Genomic DNA, 12,692 nt, shown 5'->3' on the forward strand with positions numbered 1-12,692 from the left:
AGGCCGGTTCAAGGGAGGAAACCTATGAAGAAGCTCACACGCATGCTGGGTCTTGGCGTTGCCATGGCCGCAATTACGTTCGGTGCCGTCTCGGCCCAGGCGGAAACCATTCTCAAGGCCTCGCACCAGTTTCCCGGTGGCAAGGGCGATATTCGCGACGAGATGGTTCAGCTCATTGCCAAGGAAGTCGAAGCGGCCAATGTCGATCTGAAGATTCAGGTCTTTCCGGGCTCGTCACTGTACAAGCCCAATGATCAGTGGAACGCCCTCACCCGCGGTCTGCTCGACCTCACATCGTTCCCGCTGGACTATGCGTCCGGTCGCCATCCGGAATTTTCGGCAACGCTGATGCCGGGTCTCGTTGGCAATTTCGACCGTGCCATGCGGCTCAACGATTCACCGTTCATGGCGGATATCAAGAAGATCATCGAAGATCAGGGCGCCATGGTGATTTCAGATGCCTGGCTTTCCGGGGCTTTTGCATCGAAGAAGAACTGTATTACCTCGCCCGACACGATCAAGGGTCAGGTCATCCGTGCAGCAGGTCCTGCCTTCGAGGAAATGTTGGCCGAAGCCGGGGCCTCGATTGCCTCGATGCCATCCTCGGAAATCTATTCCGGCATGCAGACCGGCGTTCTGGACGCCGCCAACACCTCGTCGGCAAGCTTCGTGTCCTACCGCCTGTTCGAGCAGGCCAAGTGCCTGACTGCGCCGGGCGAAAACGCACTCTGGTTCATGTATGAGCCGGTGCTCTTGTCCAAGCAGACCTATGACAAGCTCACGCCTGAACAGCAGAAGGCGCTGCTCGCAGCCGGTGAAAAAGCGGAAGCGTTTTTTAACGAGGAAGTGCGCAAGGGCGATCAGGTTATGATCGATGCCTACAAGAATGCAGGTGTCGAGGTCGTCGAAATGTCCAAGAGCGACTATGACGCCTGGCTCGAGATCGCCAAGCAGTCGGCCTACAAGAAATTCGCCGAAAAGGTCGAAGGCGGCGACAAGCTGATCGAAAAGGCGCTCGCTGTCGAGTGATGGCAAACCTGCGGGGCGGCAGCCTTCTGCCGCCCACGATCCCGACACTTCTGAGGAAACTGCCATGGTAAAGGCCTATATCTGGGCCATCAGCCAGATCTCGCGTCTGTTCGCGCTGATCTCCACCGCATTGATCATCGCTGCCATGCTGGTCGTCTGCCAGATGATCCTGATGCGCTATGTCTTCGCCTGGCCAACGATCTGGCAAACCGACTTCGTCGTCTTTTCGGCAACGGTGGCGATCTTCCTGGGGGCACCATACGTGCTTTTGACCGGAGGTCATGTCGGCGTCGATGTGGTTGAGGTCATGGTGTCTCGAAAGACCAGGTCACGCCTGCAAATCGTCGGCAGCGTCTTCGGACTTCTTTTCTGCGCGATCATGTTTGTCGCCGGGTGGATACAGTTCCATGATGCCTGGGCTGGAAACTGGAAGCATTCCAGTATTTGGGCACCGCCGCTCTGGATCCCGCTGATGGCCCTGCCCATCGGCTTTGGATTGCTGTGTCTGCAATATGTGGCACGTATCCTTGGCCTCGTCTTCGATACGCAGGGCACAATCCCTGTCAGCGGACCGCATATGATGTCCGACGCCGAGATCCCCGCGCAAGCCACCACGTCCAAGGAGGCCATCCGATGAGCCCGACCGTCGCCGGATCACTGCTGATCCTTTCGCTCTTCGTGCTTCTGGGCACCGGCATGCCAATTGCCTTTGCGCTCGGACTTGCCGCTGTCACAGCGCTCTATTTTCAGAGCGGCTTCGATATCTTCTACGTGCTCGGTGACACCATGTTCTCCGGCATCGCCAATCTCGCATATGTATCCATCCCGATGTTCGTGCTGATGGGGGCCGCTGTCGCGTCATCGCCGGCGGGCTCCGACCTCTACACAGCACTCGACCGCTGGCTGAACCGTGTGCCGGGCGGCCTCGTTTTGTCCAATATCGGTGCCTGCGCTATCTTTTCCGGCATGACCGGCTCATCGCCCGCCACCTGCGCTGCGATCGGCAAGATGGGCATTCCGGAAATGGTGAACCGTGGATACCCGAATTCCGTCGCCACAGGATCCATCGCGGCTGGCGGCACGCTGGGCATCCTCATTCCGCCCTCGGTGACTCTGATCGTCTACGGCATCGCCACCGAAACCTCTATTGGCCGGCTGTTCATGGCAGGCGTCATTCCCGGCGTCATGCTGACAGCCATGTTCATGACCTGGGCCATCATCGACTGCAAGCGCAAGGGTTACGTCTTCGACGGTGCCGGTATACGCTATACCATGAAGCAGCGTTTCTCCGCCCTTCCGCGCATTCTGCCCTTTTTGCTCATCATCGCAGGCACGCTTTATGTGCTCTATGGCGGCGTGGCCACGCCATCCGAAGCCGCCGGCGCCGGCGCGCTTCTAACGCTGCTCGTCGTCATCATTGCCTACCGTCTTTTCCGCTTCAAACCGGTTGCGCACATCTTTTCCTCTGCCATGCGCGAAAGCGTGATGATCATGATGATCATGGCGGCAGCCGAACTCTTCGCTTTCGCCCTGTCTTCGCTCTACATCACCCAGTCGGTTGCGACGTTCATTGCTGACCTCGACGTCAATCGCTGGGTACTGCTGGCCATCATCAATGTCTTTCTGCTGGTTTGCGGCATGTTCCTACCGCCAGTCGCTGTGATCGTGATGACCGCACCGATGCTCTTTCCGATCGTCACCCAGGCAGGCTTTGACCCCTACTGGTTTGCAATCGTGCTGACCATCAATATGGAGGTCGGATTGATTACGCCGCCGATTGGCCTCAACCTCTTTGTGATCAATGCCATCGCACCCAAAATCCCGACCAGGGATATCCTCTGGGGCGCGCTTCCTTACGTGCTCGTGATGTTTCTGGCGATCCTCATCCTCTGCATTTTTCCCGGTATCGCCACCTGGCTGCCAAATCGAATGCTCGGAGGTATCTAATGAACACGACATCCTTCCTTGGTGACATGCTTCAGGCTATTGCCGATCGCGGCCGCAAACTGCTGTCCTCAAGCCCCCGCGTCGACGGCAATAATCCGGTCGACACGATGGAGGCCCTTTGCGAGGCGTTGCTGTCAGGGCGCGGCGAAGCCTCCGGCATGGCGCTTGCCAACGATATTCTGACATCCTGGCGCCGACTGAACCCAAGTGAGCAACTGGATTTCATGCAGCGCCTGCTCTCCCGCTTTGGCCCGAGAACCGAACAGCTGGAACAGGCGATAGACGCTTATCGAAACGACCCGACGCCTTCAGCTCTGCTGACGCTTCATGAAGCGGCAGAACCTCGCCGACAGGAGCTTATCCGCCGCTTCAATCTGGCACCCCATGGCATCGAGAGCCTTGTGCGGATGCGTGAAGCACTCCTCAAGATGAAGAGCGAGCGGCCCGATCTGGAGGCCGTGGATTCCGATTTTGCCCATCTGTTCGGCTCCTGGTTCAACCGTGGCTTCCTGATGTTGAAGCCGATCAGCTGGTCGACACCGGCCGATATCCTGGAAAGGATCATTCGCTACGAGGCCGTGCACCATATTGGCGGTTGGGAGGAATTGCGGCTTCGGCTGGCGCCGAAGGATCGGCGCTGTTTCGCATTTTTCCATCCACAGCTTGCCGATGATCCGCTGATCTTTGTGGAAGTGGCGCTCACCCGCGATATCCCGGACAATATCGGCGACCTGCTGCGCGAGGATCGCGTACCGATCGCGGAAGCTGACGCGACCACTGCCGTCTTTTACTCGATCTCCAATTGTCAGGATGGCCTGCGCGGCATTTCCTTCGGCAATTTCCTGATCAAGCAGGTGGTGGAGGATCTGAAGCGCGACTTGCCGGGGCTGGACACTTTCGTCACGCTCTCCCCGGTCCCAGGCTTTGCCGCCTGGCTGGCTGAGGAACGACGTGCCGACACGTCCGACGCCCTGACGGCAGCCGACAAGACGAAGCTCGAAGCTCTCGATGAAAGTGGCTGGGCTGATAACGAGGAACTGAAGGCCCGCGTTCAGCCTGTGCTGACGGCTGCGGCTGCCTGGTATTTCCTGAAAGCGCGCAATTCCCGTGGAAGGGTGATCGATCCGGTCGCCCGTTTCCACCTCGGCAATGGCGCGCGGCTCGAGCGGATTAACGTCCTGGCGGACCGCTCGCCGCGCGCCATGCGCCAGTCCCACGGGCTTATGGTCAACTATCTCTACAAATTCGACGACATCGAGAAAAATCACGAGGCCTTTGCAGCACGAAGCGAGGTCGTGGCCGCTGGTCCGGTGCGCAAGCTGGTGCCGGCGGACAAGGGCCCGAAAAACCCTCTTCCGATGGGCGGCACCACCCCGGCAAACAGCCAGAATGAAAAAGGCAGCAAGGAGTTCAGCGCATGAGCAATCACCTTTTTGACGCGATCCGCAATGGCATCCGCCCCGAGGCCTCGTTCATCGAGACGGCACCCGGTCAGCGCTGGACCTATGGTGACATGCTCGCCCTCTCCGCCCGCTTTGCCGGCGCGCTTACGAAACTCGGCGTAAAACCGGGCGACCGGGTCGCGGTGCAGGTGGAAAAGAGCCCGGAAGCGCTGATGCTTTACCTCGCTTGCGTGCGGGCCGGTGCCGTTTATCTGCCGCTCAACACGGCCTACACGCTGGCCGAACTTGACTACTTTATCGGCGACGCGGAACCGCGCCTGGTGGTCTGCGCGCCAGGCGCCAAGGAAGGCCTGCAGTCGATTGCAGTGCCAAAAGGTGCAGTCGTCGAAACAATGGATGACAATGGTGGCGGCAGCCTGATCGATCTGGCCCGCTCAGAGCCGGACAGTTTCGACGATGTTTCACGCGGTGCCGACGATCTTGCTGCCATCCTTTATACGTCCGGCACCACGGGACGATCGAAGGGTGCCATGCTCAGCCACGACAACCTTCTGTCGAATGCGGCGACGCTGCGCGATTACTGGCGTTTCACCAGCGACGACAAGCTGATCCATGCCTTGCCGATCTTCCACACCCACGGTCTCTTCGTCGCCTCCAACGTCATCCTGCTCGCAGGCGCATCCATGGTGTTCCTGCCGAAATTCGATGCCGAGCAGGTTCTGGCGCTGATGCCAAAGGCGACCTGCATGATGGGCGTTCCGACATTCTATGTCCGCCTCATCCAGAGTTCGGCACTGACCAAAGAGCGCACCGCCAATATGCGTCTCTTCATCTCCGGCTCCGCACCGCTTCTGGCGGAAACCCATCGCCAGTTCGAGGCAATGACAGGCCATCGTATTCTGGAGCGCTACGGTATGACCGAAACCAATATGAATACCTCAAACCCCTATGAGGGCGAGCGGGTGGCGGGCACAGTGGGCTTTCCGCTGCCAGGCGTTTCACTGAGGGTTTCCGATCCGGAGGACGGCAAGCCGGTCCCCGATGGCGAGACCGGTATGATCGAAGTGAGCGGTCCGAACGTGTTCAAGGGCTATTGGCGCATGCCCGAGAAGACCGCTGCCGAATTCCGTGCCGACGGGTTCTTCATAACCGGCGACCTCGGCATGGTCGATAAGGCAGGCTATGTCCACATTGTCGGTCGCGGGAAGGATCTCGTGATCTCAGGCGGATACAATATCTATCCGAAGGAAGTCGAAACCGAGATCGACCAGCTGCCGGGTGTCTTTGAAAGCGCCGTTATCGGTGTTCCCCATCCCGATTTCGGCGAGGGCGTGACTGCCGTTGTGGTGCGCAAGCCCGGCGAGACAGTCGAGGAGAAGGATATTCTGGCGGCATTGCAGGAAAGGCTTGCCCGTTACAAGCAGCCGAAACGCGTCATCTTCGTCTCCGATCTTCCACGCAATACGATGGGGAAAGTGCAGAAAAATGTCCTGCGCGAGACCTATGGCAAGCTTTTTGAACCAGTAAGCTAGCGGGATGTTCGAGGTCCGCACACAATGTGTCCGGTTGGGGTTGATCGAACAAGTCGACTTCCCCGTCGGGCACCAAGTCATGGCCTGTCCGATCAACGCTTTGCGGCGCTCGGACAGGCCATGACTTTAATGCGGTGCCGCGCCGAATTAAAGTATCCCCGCACACCAGGCGACATCGAGCGTCGCCATGGCATCGTGGCGCGATACTTCGCGGCAAAACTTGCCAGTTCCCGCAGGCCGAACGACCACGCCGAAAGGTCCAGCCTAGTTGTTTCGAGTGTGCGGGACTTGGTAGTTTCATCTCCTTACGATCCATCCGAAGCGTGATTGCCCGAATTGCGCCGCGCAATTCGCCAAGGCCCTTTAGCCTTCCAATATTGGAGTGGCCGGGATTGGTCTCTTTCGAACTCCACGTTACGCGAGCTTTGCCTCGCGGTCCCAGAAGCGAAGGTCTCGGCACATATCGATGAAGGCGGCCCCGTCATTTTTCTTCGACAGCATCTTGCATCCGTCATCGATATCGCTCCAGATTCCGGCTTTCTCGAGCAAGGCCCTGGCCTCTTCACTGTAGCCAATGAACTTGCAATGCGCGAAAGCATCTGCGGCAAAATCACGGGCAGCAGGCTGCTTGGCAAGAGCCGCAGCGCCATCCTTGGAGACGAGTAGCGCAACCGCGTCGTAAAGGATTGACGGACCACCATCGATCTTCTGGCCCGCCTCGATCAGCGTACCGTCGCTGGCCTTCACGCCACCGATCTTCGGAGCGACGAACTCGATCTGGCCGCCTTCTTTTGCAACCGCCGTCTTGAGTGCATCGACGAGATCGATATCGACACCATCGGTAACCAGCGCGCCAAGCTTGCGGCCCTTGAAGCTCTTGGGGCCATTGAGGATAATGGACAGCGTGTCCGAGGTCTTGAGATCGGTAATCGTCGGGCGAGCCGCATCGGCCGGCTTCGGCATTGATTTCAACCCGAGACCGTCGGCCACTTTGCCGGCAAGATCCTCATCCACGTTCAACAGATGCGCGACAATGCGCTCCCGGATGGCCATGGTTTCGACCTTCGAAAGTTCGAAGACAAAGGCATCGGCAATGTGCCCCTGTTCGACCGGCGTCTGCGAGGCGTAGAATTGTCGCGCCTGGCTGTAATGATCGGCAAATGTCTCAGACCGGTAGCGGCCCTTTGCGCCTTCCATGTCTTCGCCATAAGACTGGAAGCCCTTTTCCGGGTTTTCGCGCGGCCCGCCCTCCTTGCCCCAGGAATTGGGCTCGTAGTTTGCACGCCCTGTCGGGTTGTGAAACGCCATGTGACCGTCCTGCTGGAAATGGTGGAAGGGACAGCGCGGAGCGTTGACCGGCAGGTGGTTGAAATTGGTCGATCCCAAACGGCTCAATTGGGTGTCGAGGTAGGAGAAGTTCCGTCCCTGAAGCAGCGGGTCATTGGTAAAGTCGATGCCGGGCACCAGATTTCCGGTCTGGAAAGCCACCTGCTCCGTTTCGGCAAAAAAATTGTCGACGCAGCGATCCAGGACCATTCGGCCGACGATCCTCACCGGCACCTGTTCCTCCGGAATGATCTTGGTCGGGTCGAGGACATCGAATTCGAACTCGTCTGCAAATTTTTCGTCGAACACCTGAAGGCCAAGTTCCCATTCGGGATAATTTCCCATCTTGATGGAGTTCCACATGTCGCGACGATGGAAATCGGGATCGGCACCGTTCAGTTTCACGGCCTCGTTCCACACCACCGACTGCAGACCCTGCTTCGGCTTCCAGTGAAACTTGACGAAGCTGGACTTGCCCTCGGCATTGATCAAGCGGAAGGTATGAACGCCAAAGCCTTCCATGAACCGCAGCGAGCGCGGAATGGTACGGTCGGACATGATCCACAACGCCATGTTGATCGATTCAGGCGTCAGCGAAATGAAGTCCCAGAAATTATCGTGTGCAGTTTGCGCCTGCGGGAAGCCACGATCCGGCTCCTGCTTGGCGGAATGGATGAGGTCGGGGAATTTGATCGCGTCCTGGATGAAGAAGACCGGGATATTATTGCCGACCAGATCCCAGTTCCCTTCCTTGGTGTAGAACTTGACGGCAAAGCCGCGCACATCGCGCGCCAGATCCGGCGACCCCTTGTTGCCGGCAACAGTTGAGAAACGGGCAAACAATTCGGTCTTTTCGCCCTTGCGCTGAAAGATGTCAGCCTTGGTAATATCCGCGAGCGATTCATAGGCTTCAAAATAGCCATGGGCACCGAAGCCGCGGGCATGGACGACGCGTTCTGGAATGCGCTCGTGATCGAAGTGGAAGATTTTCTCTCTGAAATGCTGGTCTTCGAGAAGTGTAGGACCGCGATGCCCGGCCCGAAGCGAGTTCTGGTCATCTGCGACCGGCGTGCCCTGCTGGGTGGTCAATGTCGGAATGTCACCGCCGGCTGTCTGGTGAAGCTCACCACCCGTTCCGCGCAATATTTTCTGATCGCCAATGGCGACGGTGTCCAGCTTGCCCACTTTGTTTTTCGCCATGTCGCGCTCCTATAGGTAATGAAAGCGGATGTGGCGGTCGTACGGCTGTACGTTTGTGCCATCCATCCGAATCGAGGAACGGTAGGCTGGTCAGTTTGTTCCGGCATGCAAGGGAAGGCGTGCGATAAACCGTTGGATGTTTGATGGGGTCACGTTTTCGTGAAGCGGTGATCGTGGCATTCCGCGTTTGCAGACGCATTGAACGCCCGGGCGTTTTGAGGTCCGGGATTTATTTTCATATCTTATATTTGATATGCTGATTGAATTTGTGTTTTTGATTTTGGTTGGATTTTGGTTGCGGGGGCAGGATTTGAACCTGCGGCCTTCAGGTTATGAGCCTGACGAGCTACCGGGCTGCTCCACCCCGCGGAATAATGTTTGGACAGCAAGATGGCCGCTATTTGAGCGACCTCATTTTGGGACGAGGCCCGATTGTTTTGCGATGAGAAGATTATGATTTCATTGCCTTTTGCAGACCTGGCAGCGACCTACTCTCCCGCGTCTTAAGACGAAGTACCATTGGCGCTGGGGCGTTTCACGGCCGTGTTCGGAATGGGAACGGGTGCGGCCGCCCCGCCATAACCACCAGGTCGGCAAAGGGCAATGTTGATGCTTGGCATCAACGTTGTTCCCATTTCTTTGGCAAACCTTAGGTCTTCGCTTTCGCTCAGAAGGGTGCCAAAGCGTTAATACGGAACCGTATTGATGCTTTGCATATTGAGAAGCTGGTTGAGGTTACCCTCATTTGTCTTAGGCGAACACGTTTTGGTTTGTTTCCCTTGCAGTGATCGGACGAAGTCCGCAAGCGCAAGGCGCGTCGCCGAAGGTTCGGCGCGTGGTTCTCAGCGACGGCAAAAAGGGCCGACAGCGTGAGAACAAAACAGATGGCATCATCGAAGCCTTTGGCTTTGATGAGCATGGTCAATGAGAACGATTAAGCCGATCGAGCTATTAGTAACGGTAAGCTTCACACATTGCTGCGCTTCCACACCCGTCCTATCAACGTGGTAGTCTTCCACGGCTCTGATAGGGAATACTCGTTTTTAGGTTGGTTTCCCGCTTAGATGCCTTCAGCGGTTATCCATTCCGTATATAGCTACCCTGCTATGCCGTTGGCACGACAACAGGTCCACCAGAGATACGTCCATCCCGGTCCTCTCGTACTAGGGACAGATCCTATCAATATTCCTACACCCACGGCAGATAGGGACCGAACTGTCTCACGACGTTCTGAACCCAGCTCACGTACCGCTTTAATTGGCGAACAGCCAAACCCTTGGGACCTGCTCCAGCCCCAGGATGCGATGAGCCGACATCGAGGTGCCAAACAACCCCGTCGATATGGACTCTTGGGGGTCATCAGCCTGTTATCCCCGGCGTACCTTTTATCCGTTGAGCGATGGCCCTTCCACGCGGGACCACCGGATCACTATGACCGACTTTCGTCTCTGCTCGACTTGTCAGTCTCGCAGTCAGGCGGGCTTATGCCATTGCACTCGACGACCGATTTCCGACCGGTCTGAGCCCACCATCGCGCGCCTCCGTTACTCTTTCGGAGGCGACCGCCCCAGTCAAACTACCCACCATACACTGTCCCGGATCCGGATAACGGACCGCGGTTAGACATCCATGACGATAAGGGTGGTATTTCAAGGATGGCTCCACAAGAACTGGCGTCCCTGCTTCAAAGCCTACCACCTATCCTACACATGCCGACACGAATGCCAGTGTAAAGCTATAGTAAAGGTGCACGGGGTCTTTCCGTCTGACCGCAGGAACCCCGCATCTTCACGGGGAATTCAATTTCACTGAGTCTGCGTTGGAGACAGCGGGGAAGTCGTTACGCCATTCGTGCAGGTCGGAACTTACCCGACAAGGAATTTCGCTACCTTAGGACCGTTATAGTTACGGCCGCCGTTTACTGGGGCTTCAGTTCAAAGCTTGCACCTCTCCCTTTAACCTTCCAGCACCGGGCAGGCGTCAGACCCTATACGTCGTCTTGCGACTTCGCAGAGCCCTGTGTTTTTGATAAACAGTCGCTACCCCCTGGTCTGTGCCACCCCAAAACACTTGCGTATCCTGGGGTCACGCTTCTTCCGAAGTTACGCGTGCAATTTGCCGAGTTCCTTCAACGCAGTTCTCTCAAGCGCCTTGGTATACTCTACCTGACCACCTGTGTCGGTTTCGGGTACGGTCTATACGGTGGAGCTATTTCCTGGAACCGCTCCACTGCAACACCAATCCAATAAGGTGTTACAATTTGTGCGATCCGTCACTACCACCAGGCCCACGAATATTAACGTGGTTCCCATCGACTACGCGTGTCCGCCTCGTCTTAGGGGCCGGCTAACCCTGCTCAGATTAACTTTAAGCAGGAACCCTTGGTCTTTCGGCGAGGGGGTCTCTCACCCCCTTTATCGTTACTCATGTCAACATTCGCACTTCCGATACCTCCAGGAGCCCTCACGGGTCTCCCTTCACAGGCTTACGGAACGCTCCGCTACCACTGCAGTGACAAGTCACTACAATCCTCAGCTTCGGTGCATGGCTTTAGCCCCGGTACATTTTCGGCGCAAAGACCCTTATTTAGACCAGTGAGCTGTTACGCTTTCTTTAAATGATGGCTGCTTCTAAGCCAACATCCTGGTTGTTTTGGGATCCTCACATCCTTTCCCACTTAGCCATGACTTGGGGACCTTAGCTGGAGGTCAGGGTTGTTGCCCTCTTCACGACGGACGTTAGCACCCGCCGTGTGTCTGCCGATTAGTACTCCTCGGTATTCGGAGTTTGGTTAGGATCAGTAAGACGGTGAGTCCCCATAGCCCATCCAGTGCTCTACCCCCGAGGGTATTCGATCGACGCACTACCTAAATAGTTTTCGCGGAGAACCAGCTATCTCCGAGTTTGATTGGCCTTTCACCCCTAGCCACAAGTCATCCCGATCTATTGCAACAGATATGGGTTCGGTCCTCCAGTTGGTGTTACCCAACCTTCAACCTGCTCATGGCTAGATCACTCGGTTTCGGGTCTAATGCATCTAACTCAATCGCCCTATTAAGACTCGCTTTCGCTGCGCCTACACCTACCGGCTTAAGCTTGCTAGATACACTAAGTCGTTGACCCATTATACAAAAGGTACGCCGTCAGGCTTGCGCCCTCCGACTGCTTGTAGGCATCCGGTTTCAGGTTCTATTTCACTCCCCTTGTCGGGGTGCTTTTCACCTTTCCCTCACGGTACTGGTTCACTATCGGTCATGCACGAGTACTTAGGCTTGGAGAGTGGTCTCCCCATGTTCAGACAGGATTTCACGTGTCCCGCCCTACTCAAGGACAATCAGTGTTCTACGCCTACGGGGCTGTCACCCACTTTAGCCAAGCTTTCCAACTTGTTCGGCTTTATTCCTGATTGCCACTGGCCTGGTCCGCGTTCGCTCGCCGCTACTAACGGAGTCTCGGTTGATGTCCTTTCCTGCAGGTACTTAGATGTTTCAGTTCCCTGCGTTCGCTTCTTACCCCTATGTATTCGAAAGTAAGATACCTTATATCAATGCTTGGAAACCCAAACCGAGCCTAAACTCAATTTGGATTCTCCAAGCATCTAAGGTGGGTTCCCCCATTCGGAAATCCATGGATCAAAGCTTATTCGCAGCTCCCCACAGCTTATCGCAGCGTATCACGTCCTTCATCGCCTGTGCATGCCAAGGCATCCACCAAATGCCCTTAAAACACTTAATCGTTCTCATTGCCAATGCTCATCCTTATTCGAACCTAAAGCCAGATCTCAAAGCCTAAACTTCAAAATCAAACCAAAGGTCTGGCCACCGGGGAAGTGTTAAAAACCCCGTACCAATCACCCCAACACACAAGGTAAAACCCAATGCATAACGAATGACCAAAAGACCGGTTACCTTTTACAACCAGCCCTGTCAGATGCCATCGACGTGTTCGATCCGGTCCCTTTCTTGGAGTTACGCCGAGCAACTCACACGGAACCAGATCTTTAAGACCAGCTTCTCGAGATCAAATCCGGTACCGCGCGGTCAGGCAACGGTAATCCGATGTGCCGTCAGACAAGGGCCTAAACCCTCAAACAACGACAGCATCCAGAGTGACAAGCTTCCCACCTACATCCAATCCCTCACCAAAATCCGGTCGGCTAGACCGTCATAAGGTTCACCGGGAAAGGGTTCGGACATTGCAAGCCTAAACTCACAATACCTGGAAGCCTCCAGATCAATCTTCTCTTCACAATGTA

General features: G+C 56.3%; 6 protein-coding genes, 1 tRNA gene and 2 rRNA genes. 5 read left to right on the forward strand and 4 right to left on the reverse strand.

Features of this window, described 5'->3' with window-relative positions:
* Positions 1 to 42: 42 nt before the first annotated feature.
* The 5 genes from ACWPM9_RS22095 (at position 43) to ACWPM9_RS22115 (ending at position 5,911) form a co-directional block, all read left to right on the forward strand.
* Positions 43 to 1,029, forward strand: a complete 987-nt coding sequence (locus tag ACWPM9_RS22095) for a TRAP transporter substrate-binding protein (RefSeq protein WP_428188838.1) — start codon at positions 43 to 45, stop codon at positions 1,027 to 1,029.
* A gap of 64 nt (positions 1,030 to 1,093) precedes the next feature.
* Positions 1,094 to 1,666, forward strand: coding sequence for a TRAP transporter small permease subunit (locus ACWPM9_RS22100; protein WP_428188700.1), 573 nt, complete (start codon positions 1,094 to 1,096; stop codon positions 1,664 to 1,666).
* Positions 1,663 to 2,976: a TRAP transporter large permease gene (locus ACWPM9_RS22105; RefSeq protein WP_484758018.1), complete on the forward strand. Its 1,314-nt coding sequence runs from the start codon at positions 1,663 to 1,665 to the stop codon at positions 2,974 to 2,976. The genes ACWPM9_RS22100 and ACWPM9_RS22105 overlap by 4 nt, the downstream gene beginning before the upstream one ends.
* Positions 2,976 to 4,397, forward strand: coding sequence for a malonyl-CoA decarboxylase (locus ACWPM9_RS22110; protein WP_428188698.1), 1,422 nt, complete (start codon positions 2,976 to 2,978; stop codon positions 4,395 to 4,397). Before ACWPM9_RS22105 ends, ACWPM9_RS22110 begins: the two co-directional genes overlap by 1 nt.
* Complete coding sequence (locus ACWPM9_RS22115; RefSeq protein ID WP_484758019.1) at positions 4,394 to 5,911, forward strand: malonate--CoA ligase; 1,518 nt, start codon at positions 4,394 to 4,396, stop codon at positions 5,909 to 5,911. The genes ACWPM9_RS22110 and ACWPM9_RS22115 overlap by 4 nt, the downstream gene beginning before the upstream one ends.
* A gap of 414 nt (positions 5,912 to 6,325) precedes the next feature.
* Here the strand turns inward: ACWPM9_RS22115 and katE are convergent, their stop codons facing one another.
* The 4 genes from katE to ACWPM9_RS22135 all read right to left on the reverse strand — a co-directional run bounded on the left by katE (position 6,326) and on the right by ACWPM9_RS22135 (position 12,172).
* Entirely contained in the window at positions 6,326 to 8,437 is a 2,112-nt protein-coding gene (katE, locus tag ACWPM9_RS22120; protein ID WP_484758020.1) for a catalase, read from the reverse strand.
* 292 nt (positions 8,438 to 8,729) lie between these two features.
* Positions 8,730 to 8,806, reverse strand: a tRNA-Met gene (locus ACWPM9_RS22125).
* A 106-nt stretch (positions 8,807 to 8,912) separates the two neighbouring features.
* A 5S ribosomal RNA gene (rrf, locus tag ACWPM9_RS22130) occupies positions 8,913 to 9,027 on the reverse strand.
* A gap of 340 nt (positions 9,028 to 9,367) precedes the next feature.
* Positions 9,368 to 12,172: ribosomal RNA gene (locus ACWPM9_RS22135) — 23S ribosomal RNA — on the reverse strand.
* Positions 12,173 to 12,692 lie beyond the last annotated feature (520 nt).

The sequence above is a fragment of the Agrobacterium sp. H141 genome (genome assembly GCF_057158725.1).

What these genes read in the sequence shown, in the direction of transcription:
- ACWPM9_RS22095 (WP_428188838.1), top strand. Translation starts at nt 43, where the DNA reads ATGCTGGGTCTTGGCGTTGCCATGGCCGCAATTACGTTCGGTGCCGTC.
- ACWPM9_RS22100 (WP_428188700.1), top strand. Translation starts at nt 1,094, where the DNA reads ATGGTAAAGGCCTATATCTGGGCCATCAGCCAGATCTCGCGTCTGTTC.
- ACWPM9_RS22105 (WP_484758018.1), top strand. Translation starts at nt 1,663, where the DNA reads ATGAGCCCGACCGTCGCCGGATCACTGCTGATCCTTTCGCTCTTCGTG.
- ACWPM9_RS22110 (WP_428188698.1), top strand. Translation starts at nt 2,976, where the DNA reads ATGAACACGACATCCTTCCTTGGTGACATGCTTCAGGCTATTGCCGAT.
- ACWPM9_RS22115 (WP_484758019.1), top strand. Translation starts at nt 4,394, where the DNA reads ATGAGCAATCACCTTTTTGACGCGATCCGCAATGGCATCCGCCCCGAG.
- katE (WP_484758020.1), bottom strand. Translation starts at nt 8,437, where the DNA reads ATGGCGAAAAACAAAGTGGGCAAGCTGGACACCGTCGCCATTGGCGAT.